Source organism: Treponema pallidum subsp. pallidum str. Nichols, from assembly GCF_000410535.2.
GTDB lineage: Bacteria > Spirochaetota > Spirochaetia > Treponematales > Treponemataceae > Treponema > Treponema pallidum.
Map to the genome: position 1 here is coordinate 199,686 of NC_021490.2, position 15,203 is coordinate 214,888.

At 53.2% G+C, this 15,203-nt stretch carries 28 protein-coding genes; 26 read left to right on the plus strand and 2 right to left on the minus strand.

Translation table 11 applies throughout. From position 1 onward, the window contains the following. Positions 1 to 72: 72 nt before the first annotated feature. Both TPANIC_RS00900 and TPANIC_RS00905 read left to right on the plus strand, forming a co-directional pair. Complete coding sequence (locus TPANIC_RS00900; RefSeq protein WP_010881628.1) at positions 73 to 516, plus strand: septum formation initiator family protein; 444 nt, start codon at positions 73 to 75, stop codon at positions 514 to 516. Next, positions 497 to 1,135 (plus strand): L-threonylcarbamoyladenylate synthase, encoded by a 639-nt coding sequence (locus tag TPANIC_RS00905; protein WP_014342316.1) that lies wholly within the window; start codon positions 497 to 499, stop codon positions 1,133 to 1,135. Before TPANIC_RS00900 ends, TPANIC_RS00905 begins: the two co-directional genes overlap by 20 nt. Positions 1,136 to 1,137: 2 nt before the next feature. Here the strand turns inward: TPANIC_RS00905 and TPANIC_RS00910 are convergent, their stop codons facing one another. Both TPANIC_RS00910 and smpB read right to left on the minus strand, forming a co-directional pair. Further along, complete coding sequence (locus tag TPANIC_RS00910; protein ID WP_010881630.1) at positions 1,138 to 1,983, minus strand: TP0183 family DNA metabolism protein; 846 nt, start codon at positions 1,981 to 1,983, stop codon at positions 1,138 to 1,140. A gap of 4 nt (positions 1,984 to 1,987) precedes the next feature. Next, positions 1,988 to 2,452: an SsrA-binding protein gene (gene smpB / locus TPANIC_RS00915; RefSeq protein ID WP_010881631.1), complete on the minus strand. Its 465-nt coding sequence runs from the start codon at positions 2,450 to 2,452 to the stop codon at positions 1,988 to 1,990. A 168-nt stretch (positions 2,453 to 2,620) separates the two neighbouring features. Here smpB and lepB point away from each other — a divergent pair, with 168 nt between their 5' ends. The 24 genes from lepB to rplO all read left to right on the plus strand — a co-directional run bounded on the left by lepB (position 2,621) and on the right by rplO (position 15,196). Beyond that, complete coding sequence (lepB, locus tag TPANIC_RS00920; RefSeq protein ID WP_237249926.1) at positions 2,621 to 3,247, plus strand: signal peptidase I; 627 nt, start codon at positions 2,621 to 2,623, stop codon at positions 3,245 to 3,247. A gap of 18 nt (positions 3,248 to 3,265) precedes the next feature. Beyond that, the gene (locus TPANIC_RS00925) at positions 3,266 to 4,483 is read left to right on the plus strand and encodes a coproporphyrinogen-III oxidase family protein (protein ID WP_014342317.1); all 1,218 of its coding nucleotides are present in this window, start codon (positions 3,266 to 3,268) and stop codon (positions 4,481 to 4,483) included. A 363-nt stretch (positions 4,484 to 4,846) separates the two neighbouring features. After that, positions 4,847 to 6,034, plus strand: a complete 1,188-nt coding sequence (tuf, locus tag TPANIC_RS00930; RefSeq protein ID WP_010881634.1) for an elongation factor Tu — start codon at positions 4,847 to 4,849, stop codon at positions 6,032 to 6,034. Positions 6,035 to 6,105: 71 nt separating this feature from the next. Further along, the gene (rpsJ, locus tag TPANIC_RS00935; RefSeq protein WP_010881635.1) at positions 6,106 to 6,414 is read left to right on the plus strand and encodes a 30S ribosomal protein S10; all 309 of its coding nucleotides are present in this window, start codon (positions 6,106 to 6,108) and stop codon (positions 6,412 to 6,414) included. 46 nt (positions 6,415 to 6,460) lie between these two features. Then, entirely contained in the window at positions 6,461 to 7,087 is a 627-nt protein-coding gene (rplC, locus tag TPANIC_RS00940; RefSeq protein ID WP_010881636.1) for a 50S ribosomal protein L3, read from the plus strand. Positions 7,088 to 7,100: 13 nt separating this feature from the next. Further along, a complete protein-coding gene (gene rplD, locus TPANIC_RS00945; RefSeq protein WP_010881637.1) occupies positions 7,101 to 7,751 on the plus strand; it encodes a 50S ribosomal protein L4 in 651 nt (216 codons plus the stop codon). Continuing rightward, a complete protein-coding gene (locus tag TPANIC_RS00950) occupies positions 7,738 to 8,022 on the plus strand; it encodes a 50S ribosomal protein L23 (RefSeq protein ID WP_010881638.1) in 285 nt (94 codons plus the stop codon). Before rplD ends, TPANIC_RS00950 begins: the two co-directional genes overlap by 14 nt. Positions 8,023 to 8,077: 55 nt before the next feature. Then, positions 8,078 to 8,899: a 50S ribosomal protein L2 gene (gene rplB, locus TPANIC_RS00955; protein WP_010881639.1), complete on the plus strand. Its 822-nt coding sequence runs from the start codon at positions 8,078 to 8,080 to the stop codon at positions 8,897 to 8,899. 9 nt (positions 8,900 to 8,908) lie between these two features. Continuing rightward, positions 8,909 to 9,196: a 30S ribosomal protein S19 gene (rpsS, locus tag TPANIC_RS00960; protein WP_010881640.1), complete on the plus strand. Its 288-nt coding sequence runs from the start codon at positions 8,909 to 8,911 to the stop codon at positions 9,194 to 9,196. A gap of 8 nt (positions 9,197 to 9,204) precedes the next feature. Next, entirely contained in the window at positions 9,205 to 9,579 is a 375-nt protein-coding gene (gene rplV, locus TPANIC_RS00965) for a 50S ribosomal protein L22 (RefSeq protein ID WP_010881641.1), read from the plus strand. Then, positions 9,563 to 10,306, plus strand: coding sequence for a 30S ribosomal protein S3 (rpsC, locus tag TPANIC_RS00970; RefSeq protein WP_010881642.1), 744 nt, complete (start codon positions 9,563 to 9,565; stop codon positions 10,304 to 10,306). Before rplV ends, rpsC begins: the two co-directional genes overlap by 17 nt. A 3-nt stretch (positions 10,307 to 10,309) precedes the next feature. Beyond that, positions 10,310 to 10,729: a 50S ribosomal protein L16 gene (gene rplP, locus TPANIC_RS00975; RefSeq protein WP_010881643.1), complete on the plus strand. Its 420-nt coding sequence runs from the start codon at positions 10,310 to 10,312 to the stop codon at positions 10,727 to 10,729. A 14-nt stretch (positions 10,730 to 10,743) separates the two neighbouring features. After that, on the plus strand, positions 10,744 to 10,962 hold the full coding sequence (rpmC, locus tag TPANIC_RS00980; RefSeq protein WP_010881644.1) for a 50S ribosomal protein L29: 219 nt from the start codon (positions 10,744 to 10,746) through the stop codon (positions 10,960 to 10,962). A gap of 14 nt (positions 10,963 to 10,976) precedes the next feature. Continuing rightward, positions 10,977 to 11,231: a 30S ribosomal protein S17 gene (gene rpsQ / locus TPANIC_RS00985; protein WP_010881645.1), complete on the plus strand. Its 255-nt coding sequence runs from the start codon at positions 10,977 to 10,979 to the stop codon at positions 11,229 to 11,231. A 12-nt stretch (positions 11,232 to 11,243) separates the two neighbouring features. Next, a complete protein-coding gene (gene rplN / locus TPANIC_RS00990) occupies positions 11,244 to 11,612 on the plus strand; it encodes a 50S ribosomal protein L14 (protein ID WP_010881646.1) in 369 nt (122 codons plus the stop codon). An 11-nt stretch (positions 11,613 to 11,623) separates the two neighbouring features. Continuing rightward, complete coding sequence (gene rplX, locus TPANIC_RS00995) at positions 11,624 to 11,935, plus strand: 50S ribosomal protein L24 (RefSeq protein ID WP_010881647.1); 312 nt, start codon at positions 11,624 to 11,626, stop codon at positions 11,933 to 11,935. Next, positions 11,932 to 12,489 carry a 50S ribosomal protein L5 gene (gene rplE / locus TPANIC_RS01000; RefSeq protein WP_014342323.1) on the plus strand — a complete coding sequence of 186 codons (558 nt, stop codon included), beginning with the start codon at positions 11,932 to 11,934 and terminating at the stop codon, positions 12,487 to 12,489. Before rplX ends, rplE begins: the two co-directional genes overlap by 4 nt. 11 nt (positions 12,490 to 12,500) lie before the next feature. Further along, the gene (locus TPANIC_RS05225; RefSeq protein WP_010881649.1) at positions 12,501 to 12,686 is read left to right on the plus strand and encodes a type Z 30S ribosomal protein S14; all 186 of its coding nucleotides are present in this window, start codon (positions 12,501 to 12,503) and stop codon (positions 12,684 to 12,686) included. A 15-nt stretch (positions 12,687 to 12,701) separates the two neighbouring features. Then, positions 12,702 to 13,100, plus strand: coding sequence for a 30S ribosomal protein S8 (rpsH, locus tag TPANIC_RS01005; protein ID WP_010881650.1), 399 nt, complete (start codon positions 12,702 to 12,704; stop codon positions 13,098 to 13,100). Between the two features lie 9 nt (positions 13,101 to 13,109). Beyond that, on the plus strand, positions 13,110 to 13,649 hold the full coding sequence (gene rplF / locus TPANIC_RS01010) for a 50S ribosomal protein L6 (RefSeq protein WP_010881651.1): 540 nt from the start codon (positions 13,110 to 13,112) through the stop codon (positions 13,647 to 13,649). A gap of 8 nt (positions 13,650 to 13,657) precedes the next feature. After that, complete coding sequence (rplR, locus tag TPANIC_RS01015) at positions 13,658 to 14,020, plus strand: 50S ribosomal protein L18 (RefSeq protein WP_010881652.1); 363 nt, start codon at positions 13,658 to 13,660, stop codon at positions 14,018 to 14,020. A gap of 8 nt (positions 14,021 to 14,028) precedes the next feature. Beyond that, complete coding sequence (gene rpsE, locus TPANIC_RS01020) at positions 14,029 to 14,547, plus strand: 30S ribosomal protein S5 (RefSeq protein ID WP_010881653.1); 519 nt, start codon at positions 14,029 to 14,031, stop codon at positions 14,545 to 14,547. 2 nt (positions 14,548 to 14,549) lie between these two features. After that, positions 14,550 to 14,735 (plus strand): 50S ribosomal protein L30, encoded by a 186-nt coding sequence (rpmD, locus tag TPANIC_RS01025; protein ID WP_010881654.1) that lies wholly within the window; start codon positions 14,550 to 14,552, stop codon positions 14,733 to 14,735. Further along, on the plus strand, positions 14,735 to 15,196 hold the full coding sequence (gene rplO, locus TPANIC_RS01030; RefSeq protein WP_010881655.1) for a 50S ribosomal protein L15: 462 nt from the start codon (positions 14,735 to 14,737) through the stop codon (positions 15,194 to 15,196). The genes rpmD and rplO overlap by 1 nt, the downstream gene beginning before the upstream one ends. Positions 15,197 to 15,203 lie beyond the last annotated feature (7 nt).

Here is a 15,203-nt window from a genome sequence, read left to right on the forward strand (position 1 = left end):
TACGGACAAAAACAGGGGTGAAGATGTGGAAGACAGTGCAGACACGCAGTCAGAGGAAGCGGTGAGGACTCTATGCGCATTTACTTGAGGGTAGTACTTCCCCTGTCTCTTGCGCTGAACAGCTACGGTGTACTCGCCTTTTTCTGGGGAGAGCGGGGGGTGTGTGCCATGCGGCTACTGGAACGTGAGAAAAAGGAGCTCGTCCATCACATCCAGACGCTCGCAGAGCGTGGGCGCGACTTGGCTGCGGTGGTGGACGCTCTATCCTTTGACGAAGAGACTATCGGTGCGTATGCGCGTCAGCTAGGATATGTCCGCGCGGGGGATGTGTTAGTGAGGCCGGTAAACTTTACCGTTGCGCACATGCATACCCTTGATTCTGGGGATGCACGTCCGCTTGTTGCACCTGCATGTTTTAGCGACACGCGTTGCAAGGTGTACGCGCTGTGCGTCGGCTTCTTTGTCGTCCTGTTACAGCTGCTGTGGGGTAGCGCGCGTGCGTATTTTAAAACATGAGGCGCAGTCTGCGCACGCTGCTGCGCGTGCGCTCAAGGCCGGTGCGCTCGTAGCGTTGCCGACAGATACGGTGTACGGTTTCTCTGGCCTTGTGCCACACGCTGTTCCGGATCTCATATGTCTGAAGGCGCGTGGGTGCACAGAGACGGAAGGGAACCGGAGAGAGGGCTATCCGTTCATTGCACTGCTTGCAGATCCACAGGACGTGGTTGTCTATACCGGGACGCGGCTTCCTGCGGAGTTTCGTGCGCTGTGGCCTGGCCCGTATACGTTTGTGCTGCGCATGCAAGACGGCGCGACGCAGGCGTTCCGCTGTCCTGCTGACCTGTGGCTGCGCTCAGTGATACGGGCAGTTGGGGGAGCGATCTTTTCCACGAGTGCAAATCGGCACGGCGAGCCGCCGCTGCAAGATGCACAGGACATCGACCACATCTTTGGAAAGCATCTTGCGCTGACCGTAGACGCAGGACCACTGACCGGCTCCCCAAGCGCGGTGATAGACCTCACGCACCCCGTGCCGCGTGTGCTCCGCGCTGGTGCGGCGCCGTTGCCTCTTGCAGGACTGGAAAGGCGTGACTCTCCTTCCCTCCCTCATGTGGGGGAAGTATGTAAAGAATGAGGTCAGTTGCGGACCCACTCCTCAGGCACCTCTTCATACTCAACAGAAGCGGTGTGCCCTGCGCCCCGCACGACAGGGGCGGTTCTGACGCCTGAAAGCCGGTTGTTTCCTGAGATCTTTGGGAACCTCCACTGGAGCGGACGCGCCTCCTGCGCGAGCTTCTGAGCGATCTCAGGGGGAAAATGAGAAAACTGTCGCGCATTGACTGCCCCCTTCTGTGACACCACGAGCACTCCGTCTGAAATTTTCAGCTTGAGGGGAACGGAAAGTCCGGAGCGCAACACCGCGATGCCGCGGCCTTCGCTCACGATGACGATTCTTTCCCCTTCCTCTGTGCTGTGCCAGGAACCGGCGAGGGCATCTAGGGACGAAACGGATTCTTCACCTGCGCGCGTGTGCCGCATGCTAGACGTCTCTGTCTGATTTCCTGTCAGCGGGACAGAACGGTCAAACACATCTCGGACCAGGTGGCGCGAGTCAAGCAGAATGCGCGCTGCCGTCTCATATGTTTTGGAGAGCAGCCGCGTGGCGTTGTGATCTTTACCCTTGAGTGCAACAGCCAGTCTAATCCCCTCAGGGGTGAGGTCCATCGCGCCGCAAAATATGTAGTCAAGATTCCCTTTTTCGGGAAAACGGTGCGGCACCGCTTGCTCTCTGCAATCTACAACGTGATACCCACGCAACTCCCGAATGAAAGAAAAGAGCGCGTCGTTGATGGTAGTTTCTGTGTGCGCAGGCACACCAGACACTTCTAGCCTGTAGACGCCAACACGAGGAGCTGCGTGAACAGCATGCGCGAACAGCACGAACAGGATAAGCAGCCGAGAAGAACGGACACCTTTTTTCATGAGACTAGTGGTGTCGCTCACAGAGGCTGCGGGACAGCTCCCGTGCGTTGTCGCGAGCTTTGATCTGCGCGCGCTTGTCAAAAAGCTTCTTGCCCTTGCAGATTCCCAGCGCTACCTTCACCCGCCCTGCTTTTAGGTAAAACTCCAGGGGGACCAGAGTATAGCCTTTCTCTTCAACCTTGCGCTTCAAGCGCGCAATCTGGTCCCGATGTGCCAGTAACTTCCGCATCCGATCCGGATTGGGGGCAAAGGAGCAAGCATGCACGTACTCCGCAATATGCACATTCTTTAGCCACAGCTCGCCTCCGCGCATCTCTGCAAATGCGTCAGGAAAAGAAAGATGCCCCGCGCGCACAGACTTCACCTCCGTGCCTTCAAGCGCGATGCCACACTCTAGACGGTCTTCCACATGGTAATTGAAAAAAGCCTTGCGGTTCTTTGCAATGAGATGGGTTCCTGTGCCCCTCATGGCGCCGGATGCTACCGGATAGGCACTTCCCTTGTCAATTCGATTATCGCCGTGTTAGGCTGCCGTGTCTGGGAGGGACGCCGTTTTATGTTTGCGCGGTGGAGAAGGTACTCATATTTGGCGCGGCGCGAAGCACGGCGGAATGCGACCGCAGTTTGTAGTGCTGGGGTGGGCTTCTTTCTGTTCTATCTTTTTATCACTACGCATGTGGTTGCAGCGTATCGCATTCAGGCGGACTCGATGCAGCCGACCCTGAGCGCAGGGGATTGCGTTCTTGCCTCGTCCCTGTTTCGCTTTGCCCGCATCAAGCGGGGGGATTTGGTGCTTGCAACTCCCCTTGAGAAAGAGGATATAGGCCTGTTTAAAAGGGCGATGAATGCTGTGTTAGGCTTCGCAAGCCTTCAATTGTACCGGCCGTTTGGCGCGGCAGATCGCATGTTTTCGCGGCCGCAAATGCGCAGGGTGGTGGGCCTTCCAGGGGACACTGTCTATATGCGCGATTTTGTGCTGTACGTTAAGCCCCACGGTCAGCAACACTTCCTCACGGAATTTGAAGTGAGTGCAGTTAGCTACGACGTGCGTAAGGGGGTGCTTCCTGAGCATTGGTCTGAACGGCTTCCCTTTTCTGGTTTCATGGAAGAGATGCAGTTGGACGAGCACTCCTACTTCGTGCTGTGCGATAATCGAATTGTCTCCAGTGATTCTCGTCTGTGGGGTGCCATCGACGGTAGTACGCAGATAAAAGCAAAGGCATTCATGCGTTATTTCCCTTTCGGAGCATTTGGTGTCTTGTAGTGTGTAGGCGCCGCATTTGTGGTGCGTGCTGCGCATCGTGCTGTTCCTTTTATCATGTCTTCTGAGGTCGGTGCGTCTTTGTACGTGCACATCCCCTTCTGTGCGCAACGCTGTGCTTACTGCGATTTTTACTCCCTGGTGCGTTCAACCTATTTTAGGCCTCATCAGCCTTGTCCGCATTTTATCGATCGGCTGCTACAGGATGTGGCATTGCAGCGGGAGTGCTTTGGGGTCCAGGGGTGGCAGACAGTGTATATGGGTGGAGGTACCCCTTCGCTATTGGCACCGCAGGACATTCGTCATTTTTGCGTAGCGTTACGCGCCGCGCAGCGGTATCCGATTCAGGAGTTCACTCTTGAGGTGAATCCTGAGGATGTGACCGAAGAGTTTTTGTGTGCGTGTGCAGAAGGCGGAGTAAACCGTTTATCCCTTGGGGTACAAAGTCTGCGTGATGAGGTGTTGCGTGCGGAGCGTCGTGCAGCCTCTGCTGAATGTGCTCGTACCGCGCTCCGCGTGATGACGGCAAATGCGCGCTTTTTCTCTGGCGGGGTGCGTATTTCAGCAGATCTCATCGCTGGATTGCGCGGGCAAACGGCGCGAATGGTGCGTGAGGATATAGATGAGCTTTTGTCTTTTGGGCTGAGACACGTGTCGCTATATGGGTTGTGTGTACCGCATCCGACTGAAACGCAAGAGGAGCGAATTGCAGCGCTTTGGGCACACGGCAGCGCGTATCTGGTGCGTGCAGGATTTAACCGGTATGAGCTTTCGAATTTTGCACGTACTGCGGCGGACGAGAGCGCGCACAACAGAGCATATTGGCGGATGGCACCGCACGCAGGGGTGGGGCCTGGCGCAGTTGGCACGCGTTTTGTCAACCTTTCTTTATCAAAGGAGGGGGCGTGGGCGATCCGCAGCACGGTGCGGAAACATCTTGGCCAATACTTAGCAGAAGTGTGTCGGGAAAATGTGTATGAGCACGAATTCCTTACAGAACATATGTGTGTGCAAGAAGCATTGTTAATGGGATTACGTCTTGAACAGGGACTGGATGTGGTTACATTTCGTGCGCGGTTCGGGAAGGGAATTGAAGCGTACATTGGCAAAACAATCGCGCGGTGGCAGTGTCATGGCCGAATGCAGCGGACGGCGACGTCATTGCGTTTGAGTGCGCAGGCACGGGTATTTCTGGACAGTTTTTTGCGAGAGGCGTTTGCAGAACTTGCGCGCACGTGAGTGGTCGTGAGAATGGGTACGCCGTGTACTATTTGAATTCGGGTATATTTCCTTTGGAAGAGCTTGACAGCCTGCGTTTGTCTTATTACCATCGGCCGCAAAATACCGGACTTGCGCGCCCGCGGTGGGACGCAAGAGGATGCCAAACCAGTCATCAAATGTTGGTTTGATGGTGTTCAGGTGGGTCCCCTTTCAAGCGTGCGCAATGCGCTTGGATCCCGCGCTGGTTGTGCGCGGTGCCTGAGAGGCCCGTTTGGTTGTAGCGCTGTCGATCCTTCGTTTCGCTTTTTTGTGCCTCCTTGTTGCGTGCGGGCGTGCGGGGTCCGCCGTATCTGTGCCACAGATCTTTTGAGGAGGATTTTCATGGCCAAGGAAAAGTTCGCGCGCACTAAAGTTCACATGAACGTGGGTACTATTGGGCACGTCGATCACGGGAAGACAACGCTCTCTGCGGCGATCACCTCGTACTGTGCAAAGAAGTTCGGTGATAAGCAACTAAAATACGACGAGATTGACAATGCGCCCGAAGAGAAAGCGCGCGGGATCACCATTAACACGCGTCATCTTGAGTATCAGTCCGATCGTCGTCATTACGCGCATATTGATTGTCCTGGGCACGCGGACTATGTGAAGAATATGATCACGGGTGCTGCGCAGATGGACGGTGGTATTCTCGTCGTGTCTGCGCCTGACGGCGTTATGCCACAGACGAAGGAGCATCTTCTGCTCGCCCGTCAGGTTGGTGTTCCCTCCATCATTGTTTTTTTGAACAAGGTTGATTTGGTTGATGATCCTGAGTTGCTAGAGCTGGTGGAAGAAGAGGTGCGTGATGCGCTTGCTGGATATGGGTTTTCGCGTGAGACGCCTATCGTCAAGGGGTCTGCGTTTAAAGCTCTGCAGGATGGCGCTTCCCCGGAGGATGCAGCTTGTATTGAGGAACTGCTTGCGGCCATGGATTCCTACTTTGAAGACCCAGTGCGTGACGACGCAAGACCTTTCTTGCTCTCTATCGAGGATGTGTACACTATTTCTGGGCGTGGTACCGTTGTCACGGGGCGCATCGAATGTGGGGTAATTAGTCTGAATGAAGAGGTCGAGATCGTCGGGATTAAGCCCACTAAGAAAACAGTGGTTACTGGCATTGAGATGTTTAATAAGTTGCTTGATCAGGGAATTGCAGGTGATAACGTGGGGCTGCTTTTGCGCGGGGTGGATAAAAAAGAGGTTGAGCGCGGTCAGGTGCTTTCTAAGCCCGGTTCTATTAAGCCACACACCAAGTTTGAGGCGCAGATCTACGTGCTCTCTAAGGAAGAGGGTGGCCGTCACAGTCCTTTTTTTCAAGGTTATCGTCCGCAGTTTTATTTTAGAACTACTGACATTACCGGTACGATTTCTCTTCCTGAAGGGGTAGACATGGTGAAGCCGGGGGATAACACCAAGATTATAGGTGAGCTCATCCACCCGATAGCTATGGACAAGGGTCTGAAGCTTGCGATTCGTGAAGGGGGGCGCACTATTGCTTCTGGTCAGGTGACAGAGATTTTGTTGTAGGCGTTTGCGGCGCGGAGTGTGTTTGGAGTTATTTTGCAAGGTGGGTGCGGTTTTAGGCTGATGGAGGGGTTATGGCCAGGGAGAGAATTCGGGTAAAACTGTGCGGATTTGACGTGGAGCTAGTGGATCAAAGTTCGCGCGCGATCGTGCACGCGGTGCAGAAGGCGGGCGCTGAGGTGCTCGGACCTATTCCGCTTCCGACTAGGATGCACAAGTTTACGGTCTTGCGCTCTCCTCATGTGAACAAGAAGTCGAGGGAACAGTTTGAGATGCGTACGCACAAGCGGCTGATTGATATCATCGAACCTTCTCAGGAAGTGATGAATGCGCTTATGGGTTTAGAGCTTTCTGCAGGAGTGGATGTGCGGATAAAGCAGTGAGGCGTGTGTGTTTTGTCTGTGCGTTGCGATACGGAAGAGGTAGGTGATGGTTGGTTTAATCGGCCAGAAAGTTGGTATGACCCAGATTTTTGACGCACGGGGTTGTGTTACGCCGGTGACGGTGATTCGGGTGGAGCACAACGTGGTGGTAGGACTGAAGGATGTGGAGCGCTTCGGTTACTCTGCAGTGATACTTGGCACAGGGTGCATGAAGAAAAGTCGTATCTCAAAGCCATATGCTGGACAGTTCGCTGAGCGGATACCGCCGGTGAGGGTCATGAGGGAGTTTCGGGGCTTTACGTTGGACGTTTCGGTTGGGCAAGTGCTCGATGTGCGTGTATTGGAGTCCGTGCGTTATCTTGATGTGTGTGCTCTCTCAAAAGGAAAAGGATTTCAGGGAGTAGTGAAGCGGTGGGGTTTCAGCGGAGGTCGCTCTTCTCACGGATCGAAGTTTCATCGTGAAGCGGGTTCCACCGGGCAGTGTACGAGTCCTGGCCGTACGTTTAAAAACGTAAAAATGCCGGGACGTATGGGGGCTGAGCGGGTGACGGTGCAGAATCTGCGTATTGAACGGATTGATGTGGGTTTGGGTGTCGTGATGGTGCGCGGTGCGGTGCCAGGTAGAAACAAGGCCACGGTGTTTCTGCGGACCGCGGTCAAGCGTGAAAGATAGGGGTGTATACGCAGTGGAAAAGACAGTGTATTCGGTTGAAGGTGTTGCGCTGCGGTCAGTTGAGCTTGATGAGAGTGTCTTTGGGCTTTCGGTGAACCGGGGTGTGATTTATTACGCGATAAATAGTGAGTTGAGTAACAAGCGCTTGGGGACTGCGTGTACTAAGGGACGTTCCGAAGTGCATGGTTCGAATACCAAGCCCTATAAGCAGAAGGGTACGGGTCGTGCTCGCCGCGGAGATAAGAAGTCTCCACTTCTGGTGGGGGGTGGTACTATATTTGGTCCTAAGCCGCGTGATTTTCACTATGCTCTCCCGAAGAAGGTGAAGCGTTTGGCCATGAAGTCTCTCCTAAGTTTAAAGGCGCAGGGGGATGCGCTGACAGTGATTGAGGACTTTACGGTCGAAAGTGGAAAAACTAGGGATCTGATACAGGTGTTGCGTCATTTTGCACAAAGGGAGCGTACCGTTTTCATCTTGCAAAATGATGATGCGTTGTTGAAGCGTGCGGGGAGAAATATTCCAACGCTCAGTTTTTTGTCGTACAACCGTTTGCGCGCGCACGACCTTTTCTACGGGCGCAAGGTATTGGTTTTGGAGACTGCGGTACATAAGATCGCGGATTTCTATCGGTCAAAGGATGCTGCACAAGATGGAACATACTGATGTAGTGATTGCTCCGGTGCTTACGGAGAAGTCGAATGCGCTGCGGCAACAGGGTAAGTACGTGTTCCGTGTTGCAGCTCGTGCGACAAAGATTCAGATTAAGCAGGCGGTGACGCAGCTTTTTGGAGTAACGGTTAGGCGGTGTACGGTAATGAATGTCTTTGGGAAGAAGAGGCGTGTTCGTCATCGGACCGGTAGGACGTCTGGGTGGAAGAAGGCGATCGTGCACGTTGCAGCAGGACAGTCAATTGGTGTTCTTGAGCGTGCATAGCGGTAAGCTGCGGTAGCTGCGTAAGGTGCCAGAGCGGTGACCGAAGGAGACGGGGATGGCGTTGAAGATGTATAGGCCTATGACGGCGGGCTTGCGGGGGCGTGTTGATCTGTGTCGTGCGGAGCTTACCGCGCGCACGCCCGAAAAGAGTCTTACACGCGGTAAGCCTGCCAAGGCGGGCAGGGGTGCTGGGGGTAGGATTTCGGTGCGTCATCGTGGGGGTGGGCATAAGCGGAGGTACCGTGATATCGATTTTAAACGTGATTTGCACGACATACCTGGCACGGTAAAGACTATCGAGTATGACCCGAATCGAAGTGTGAACATCGCGCTTGTGTTTTACGCGAATGGTCAGAAGCGCTATATACTCGCACCCAAGGGTTTGAAGGTGGGACAGCAGGTCGTTAGCGGAGAGAAGGTCCCTTTAGAGCCCGCGAACGCGCTGCCACTCGGGGTAATTCCAGTTGGTTTTACGGTGCATAACGTTGAGCTTACGATCGGTAAGGGTGGTCAGATCGCGCGTTCTGCAGGCACCAGGGCGGTGATTGCGGCAAAGGACGGTGGCTATGTGATGCTTCGTTTGCCCTCTGGGGAGGCGCGTCTGGTGCATCGCAGGTGCTATGCCACTATTGGTGAATTAGGTAATGAGGATCATATGAACACGGCTTTGGGGAAGGCAGGTCGTGCGCGTTGGCGTGGGGTGCGGCCGACAGTTCGTGGTATGGCTATGAATCCTGTGGATCACCCGTTAGGTGGTGGTGAAGGGCGTGGTAAGGGACGTAACCCAGTAACTCCCTGGGGGCAGCCGTGTCGAGGATACAAGACGCGCAAGAAGCGCAGGGTATCCGATCGCTTTATCGTGTCAAAGAGAAAGTAAGGGGGGGGTATGTCTAGGTCGGTGAAGAAAGGTCCCTTCGTTGATAAAAAGCTGTATAAGCGAGTTGTCGAGATGAACAAAGCGGCTAATCAGAGAAATAAAAAGGTGATCAAGTCGTATTCGCGTTGTTCCACCATTATCCCTGAAATGGTGGGCTTCACTATCTCGGTGCACAATGGCAAGTCGTGGATCCCAGTGTACATTACGGAGGAGTTTGTGGGGCATAAGCTGGGTGAATTTTCTCCGACTCGTGTGTTCCGTGGGCATAGCGGTTCTGACAAGAAAGTGGGAAGGTAGGTGAACTGATGACTGAGCGTGTCACGTATCGAGCGAAGACAAAATTTTTGGTTGCGTCTCCGACAAAGGTGCGTCCGGTTGCGAATGTGGTGAAGTGCAAGCCGTATGTGCGCGCGATGGCGCTTTTGGGACACTTACCGCACAAGGGTGCACGTTTAATCTCCAAGGTCATGAAGTCAGCGGCTTCGAATGCAATTGATCGGGACAAGCGTCTTGATGAAGAGCGCTTGTTCGTGCGTGACATTCAGATAGATGAGGGGCCTCGTTTGAAGCGTCTGTGGTGCCGGGGACGGGGGCGGGGAGATGTTCAGTTGAAGCGGATGTGTCACATCACTGTTGTGGTAGAGGAAAGTGTGAGGACGAAAGATGGGTCAAAAGGTTAGTCCAATCGGTCTGAGACTGGGGATCAATAAAGTATGGTCTTCTAGGTGGTATGCAGGTCCTCGGGAGTACGCGGCGTTGCTGCATGAGGATTTAAGGATTCGTAGCATGATTCGCTCCTTTCCTGAGTGCAAAAATGCGGATATTGCCGAGGTGGAGATTGTCCGTCATCCCCAGCGAGTGACGGTAGTGATGCACACCGCGCGCCCTGGAGTAGTTATTGGAGCAAAGGGTGTAAATATAGAAAAGATTGGCGCTGAGGTTCAAAAGCGTTTGAATAAGAAGGTTCAAATCAAGGTAAAAGAGATCAAGCGCATGGAGTTAAATGCTTACTTGGTTGCGCAGAATGTTGCTCGCCAACTCACGGCGCGTGTTTCTTTTCGTAAGTGTTTGCGGCAGGCCTGTGCGGGGACGATGAAGTCTGGTGCTCAAGGGGTAAAAATTCGAGTTTCGGGGCGTTTGGGTGGTGCTGAGATGTCTCGCACTGAGGAGATAAAAGAGGGGCGTACGCCTCTGCACACGCTGCGCGCAGATATTGATTATGGTTTTGCCGAGGCACATACGACTTATGGGAGTATCGGGGTAAAGGTGTGGCTATACTCAGGGATGATGTACGGGAATGAGTGTCGCAAAGATGTAGGCTCTCTGTTGCGGCGATCGCGCAGGGAGAGTGGCCAAAAGTCTGACGAGTTGGTGCGCGACGAGCGTACGCATGCGGAGAGAGGTTGAGGTATGGCGCTTAGTCCCAAGCGGGTAAAGTACCGAAAGGTACAGCGGGGGAGGGTGAAGGGGGATGCCACTCGGTGCAATGCGGTTGATTTTGGTGCGTACGCGCTGGTGTGTCTTGAGCCGTTTTGGTTGACGAGCCGACAAATCGAAGCGGCTCGTGTAGCGTTAAACCGAAGGATTAAGCGCGGGGGTAAGTTGTGGATTCGTGTTTTTCCCGATAAGCCATACAGCAAGAAGCCTGCAGAGACGCGTATGGGAAAAGGAAAGGGGTCGCCTGAGTATTGGGTTGCGGTAGTAAAGCCAGGTACTGTTCTGTTTGAACTAATGGGTGTAGAACGAGCGTTGGCAGAGCAGGCGATGCTTCTGGCAGGAAGTAAACTTCCAATCAAGACGCGGTTTGCCGAACGCGTACAGGAAATTTAGAGGGGAGCTGTAAGATGGGTCGGGGTGGGTGTGCGCAATTATCATATTCTGAGCTTCTTTCGAGGCGTCGTGAGCTTGAGAGAAAATACTTGGATCTGCGCTTTCAGCTTGTTGTTGAGCATGTTGACAACAAGCTTATGAAAAGGATTCTCCGTCGTCAAATTGCGGCGGTTAATACTTTTTTGCGACATAAAGAGTTGACTGAACTAGAAAAGAGAGGGGTTCGGGAGTGATGGAGCAGTGTACGGTGAAAAGGCCTGAGCGGCGCACCCTTGTCGGGCTGGTGACCAGTGACAAGATGCACAAAACCGTTACGGTTCGGATTACGACAAAGAAGTTGCACGCGTTGTATAAGAAGTACGTGTCGCGGAGCAAAAAGTATCAGGCTCATGATGAGGAAAATACCGCGCGGGCAGGGGATGTGGTGCGTATTGCCGAGAGTCGTCCTTTGAGTAGGCGTAAGCGCTGGCGGTTGGTAGAGATTGTTGAACGAGCGAAGTAAGGGATTTGTGTCATGATTCAGGTGCAGTCGCGGTTGAACGTCGCGGATAATTCTGGAGCCAGGTTGGTGCAGTGTATTAAGGTGGTGGGTGGATCCCGTCGCCGGTACGCGAGTGTTGGGGATATCATCGTGGTGGCAGTGAAGGATGCACTTCCCACTTCTGTGATTAAGAAAGGATCAGTAGAGAAGGCCGTCATTGTACGAGTTTCTAAGGAATATCGTCGCGTAGACGGTACTTATATTCGATTTGACGACAATGCCTGTGTTGTTATCGATGCTAATGGAAATCCTAAGGGGAAGCGTATTTTTGGTCCTGTTGCGCGGGAGCTGCGGGATATGGATTTTACGAAAATCGTGTCTTTAGCTCCTGAGGTTTTGTGAAGGGGAAAGTGATGGGGAAGACGGTAAAGATTCGCAAGGATGACATGGTATTGGTGATTGCCGGCAAAGATCGGGGTAAGCGGGGTGCAGTGCTGCGTGTGCTCCGCGACGTAGATCGCGTTTTGGTGCAGGGTTTGAACATGCGCAAAAAGACGATTCGTAGAAAGAGTGCTCAGGATGAGGGGGGTATCATGGAGGTTGAAGCTCCTATTCATATTTCCAACGTTATGATTATGGGCAAGAAGGGGCCTACGCGCGTGGGGTATCGGATGGAAAACGGTAAGAAAGTGAGGGTATGTCGTAAAACAGGAGAGGTGCTATGACCGATCATTCTTGCATACCTGAACTGAAAGTCCGGTATGTGCAGCAGATTGTTCCGGATATGATGCGGGATTTTGGTTACTCGACGGTGATGCAGGTTCCTAAGCTGTTGAAGATAGTGTTGAGTATGGGTCTCGGGGAAGCGCTCGCTAATCGGAAGCTTTTGGACGCGTCAGTAGCAGATTTGGGTGTTATTAGTGGCCAGCATGCAGTAAAGACTAGGGCGCGCAAGAGTATTGCGAATTTTAAGCTGCGTGAAGGCAATGAGATTGGGGTGATGGTGACTCTGCGCCGTAGTAGGATGTATGAGTTTCTCCACCGGCTCATCAATGTTGCTCTGCCTCGTGTAAAGGATTTTCGTGGGGTAAGTCCTCGTGGGTTTGATGGACATGGTAATTACTCGATGGGTATTACGGAACAGATTATTTTTCCTGAAATTGACTTTGACAAAATCGAGCGAATTAGCGGTTTGAACGTCAATGTAGTGACATCTGCGCAGACAGATCAGGAGGCTCGTACTCTTCTTACGAAGCTCGGTATGCCTTTTAGAAAATAAGAGAGGATTTCATGGCGACAGTAGCAATGATCAATAAGGCAAAAGCAACTCCGAAATACGCTACGCGCAGGTACAACCGCTGTGGGGTGTGTGGGCGACCCCGCGGGTACATGAGGAGATTTCAATTGTGCCGCCTGTGTTTTAGAAAGCTGGCGAGCGAGGGTCAAATCCCTGGGGTAACGAAGTCGAGTTGGTAGGAAAGGAGGGAGAGTATGGGTGTTTCGGATCCTGTTGCAGACATGCTCACGAAGATACGTAACGCGGCGCGTGCGGGACATGAAAAAGTGGATGTACCTTCTTCGAAGTTGAAAGTTGAGGTTGTGAAAATACTGAAAACGGAAGGATATATCAGGAACTTCAGGAAAGTAGAGGAGGATGGTTCCGGTTGTATTCGTGTGTTTCTTAAGTATGACGATAACGAAACGTCGGTTATTCACGGTATCGAGCGGATTTCTACTCCGGGCCGCCGTGTGTACTCGGGGTACAAGACGCTTCGTCGTGTGTATAACGGGTACGGCACTTTGATTGTTTCTACCTCTCTAGGGGTGACCACTGGCAGGCATGCAAGGGAGCAGCGTGTGGGTGGTGAGCTGATTTGCAAAGTTTGGTAGGGGGCTGTAGTGTCAAGAATTGGTAAAGTTCCTGTGTCTGTTCCTGGCGGTGTGCACGTGCGAGTCTCTTCTGGGGTGGTTGAGGTCGAGGGTCCAAAGGGGGTGCTTTCGTGTGCGTTTCTCCCAGTGGTTACGGTTCGTGTTGAGCAGGAATACGTAATTGTTGCCCGGTGTGATGATTCCAAGCGCGCGCGTGCATGTCATGGGCTGTATCGCAAGCTTTTGAGCAATATGGTAGTTGGGGTAAGCGAAGGGTTTTCTAAGACATTGGTAATTACGGGTATCGGGTACCGCGCTGAGGTTCAAGGGCGGGTGCTGGTGATGGCATTGGGTTACTCCAATGACTTTACAGTGCTCATTCCCTCTGGTATTGAGGTGCGGGTTGAGTCTTCCACGAGGGTTATTGTTTCCGGTGTAAGTAAGGAAAGAGTGGGGGAGTTCGCAGCGCAACTTCGTAGGCTGCGGTTGCCTGAGGCGTATAAGGGTAAGGGTATTCGCTATGATTACGAGACCATTGTGCGTAAGGTAGGAAAGTCAGGGGTAAAGTAGAGGTACGCATGCTAAGGAAGTGCAGTGATAAACAGCGAAAGAGGATGAAGCGTAAGGTTCATATTAGGAAGAGGGTGTATGGCACGGCGGTTCGCCCTCGGATGACGGTGTTCCGAAGTAATCGGAACATTTCGGTGCAGGTCATTGACGACGACGCGCGTAGCACGCTTGCGTCAGTTTCTACTCTTGAGAAGGATTTTGTTCTGCTTAGGGCAAATGTTTCTTCTGGTTTGCAGATAGGAGAAGAGATCGGCAGGCGCCTTTTAGAGAAACACATTGACACGGTTATCTTTGACCGAAATGGGTACTTGTACCACGGGGTAGTGGCGGCCGTCGCAGATGGTGCACGTAAGGCAGGAGTTAAGTTCTAGGAGAGCGTATGGATCGTCACAGGGATTTTGGCAAAGACAGACTTCGAGACAAAGAGTTTACCGAGAAATTAATCAAGCTGAACCGCACGGCAAAGGTAGTAAAGGGCGGACGTCGGTTTTCCTTTTCGGCACTCACGGTAGTTGGTGATCAAAAGGGCCGCGTGGGGTTTGGTTTTGGTAAAGCCGGGGATGTGAGCGAGGCAATTAGGAAGAGTGTTGAAAGGGCGAAGCGGAGTATGGTGCTCTTTCCGCTCAAGGATGGTACCATCCCGCATGAAGTACAAGCTAAGTTTAAGGGCTCTCTGGTGTTACTGCGCCCTGCCTGTTCAGGTACGGGTATTATTGCTGGTGGAACCGTGCGTGCTATCATGGAGGTTGCAGGTGCAACCGATGTGCTGTCTAAGTCTTTGGGTTCGAATTCTGCTATCAACGTGGTTCGTGCAACGTTTGGGGCGGTTGCGCAGTTGATGGATGCAAGAAAGTTGGCACGTGAGCGTGGGAAGGCACTCGTGGATATGTGGGGGTAGGCATGACAAAGAGGGTGCGTATAACGCTGGTGAGGAGTACGATCGGTCAGAGGGAGCCGGTGCGTCGGACGGTTCGGTCTTTGGGTTTGAGGAAGTTGCATTCAATGGTGGAGAAAGACGGGAGTCCTGCCGTCTTGGGGATGGTGCGAGCTGTTTCGCACCTGGTGCGGGTGGAGGAGTTAGGTTAGTGGCGGATTTCCATTTGATTGCTCCGAAGGGGGCTAATAGGGCGCGTCGTATCGTGGGTCGTGGGTCCTCCTCTGGGCGGGGTACCACGTCTGGGCGGGGTACTAAGGGACAGCAGGCCCGTGCGGGGCATAAGGCTTATGTAGGTTTTGAGGGTGGGCAGATGCCGCTATATCGGCGTGTGCCGCGGCGGGGTTTTTCTAACTGTGCTTTCAAAAAGGAATACGCGGTAGTTAATGTGGGCGCGCTTGAGTTTGTCTATGCTCCAGGGGAGACGGTCAACAGACAGACTCTCATTGAGAAGGGCTTGGTAAAGGGGCGGGTCCCCTTCATCAAAATCTTGGCAGACGGAGAGCTGACAAAGTCTATTGTGGTGCGGGTGGACCGGGTTTCTGCTCGTGCACAGGAGAAGATTCAGCAGGCGGGCGGTTCAGTGGAGTGTATTGAAGCGCAGGAACGATGAGCGGTAT

What these genes read in the sequence shown, in the direction of transcription:
- rplN (WP_010881646.1), top strand. Translation starts at nt 11,244, where the DNA reads ATGATTCAGGTGCAGTCGCGGTTGAACGTCGCGGATAATTCTGGAGCC.
- rplE (WP_014342323.1), top strand. Translation starts at nt 11,932, where the DNA reads ATGACCGATCATTCTTGCATACCTGAACTGAAAGTCCGGTATGTGCAG.
- rpsC (WP_010881642.1), top strand. Translation starts at nt 9,563, where the DNA reads ATGGGTCAAAAGGTTAGTCCAATCGGTCTGAGACTGGGGATCAATAAA.
- TPANIC_RS00910 (WP_010881630.1), bottom strand. Translation starts at nt 1,983, where the DNA reads ATGAAAAAAGGTGTCCGTTCTTCTCGGCTGCTTATCCTGTTCGTGCTG.
- rplP (WP_010881643.1), top strand. Translation starts at nt 10,310, where the DNA reads ATGGCGCTTAGTCCCAAGCGGGTAAAGTACCGAAAGGTACAGCGGGGG.
- TPANIC_RS00900 (WP_010881628.1), top strand. Translation starts at nt 73, where the DNA reads ATGCGCATTTACTTGAGGGTAGTACTTCCCCTGTCTCTTGCGCTGAAC.
- rpsS (WP_010881640.1), top strand. Translation starts at nt 8,909, where the DNA reads ATGTCTAGGTCGGTGAAGAAAGGTCCCTTCGTTGATAAAAAGCTGTAT.
- rpsE (WP_010881653.1), top strand. Translation starts at nt 14,029, where the DNA reads ATGGATCGTCACAGGGATTTTGGCAAAGACAGACTTCGAGACAAAGAG.
- rplC (WP_010881636.1), top strand. Translation starts at nt 6,461, where the DNA reads ATGGTTGGTTTAATCGGCCAGAAAGTTGGTATGACCCAGATTTTTGAC.
- rplV (WP_010881641.1), top strand. Translation starts at nt 9,205, where the DNA reads ATGACTGAGCGTGTCACGTATCGAGCGAAGACAAAATTTTTGGTTGCG.
- rpsH (WP_010881650.1), top strand. Translation starts at nt 12,702, where the DNA reads ATGGGTGTTTCGGATCCTGTTGCAGACATGCTCACGAAGATACGTAAC.
- rpsJ (WP_010881635.1), top strand. Translation starts at nt 6,106, where the DNA reads ATGGCCAGGGAGAGAATTCGGGTAAAACTGTGCGGATTTGACGTGGAG.
- TPANIC_RS05225 (WP_010881649.1), top strand. Translation starts at nt 12,501, where the DNA reads ATGGCGACAGTAGCAATGATCAATAAGGCAAAAGCAACTCCGAAATAC.
- rplR (WP_010881652.1), top strand. Translation starts at nt 13,658, where the DNA reads ATGCTAAGGAAGTGCAGTGATAAACAGCGAAAGAGGATGAAGCGTAAG.
- rpmC (WP_010881644.1), top strand. Translation starts at nt 10,744, where the DNA reads ATGGGTCGGGGTGGGTGTGCGCAATTATCATATTCTGAGCTTCTTTCG.
- rplB (WP_010881639.1), top strand. Translation starts at nt 8,078, where the DNA reads ATGGCGTTGAAGATGTATAGGCCTATGACGGCGGGCTTGCGGGGGCGT.
- TPANIC_RS00950 (WP_010881638.1), top strand. Translation starts at nt 7,738, where the DNA reads ATGGAACATACTGATGTAGTGATTGCTCCGGTGCTTACGGAGAAGTCG.
- smpB (WP_010881631.1), bottom strand. Translation starts at nt 2,452, where the DNA reads ATGAGGGGCACAGGAACCCATCTCATTGCAAAGAACCGCAAGGCTTTT.
- rplX (WP_010881647.1), top strand. Translation starts at nt 11,624, where the DNA reads ATGGGGAAGACGGTAAAGATTCGCAAGGATGACATGGTATTGGTGATT.
- rpmD (WP_010881654.1), top strand. Translation starts at nt 14,550, where the DNA reads ATGACAAAGAGGGTGCGTATAACGCTGGTGAGGAGTACGATCGGTCAG.
- tuf (WP_010881634.1), top strand. Translation starts at nt 4,847, where the DNA reads ATGGCCAAGGAAAAGTTCGCGCGCACTAAAGTTCACATGAACGTGGGT.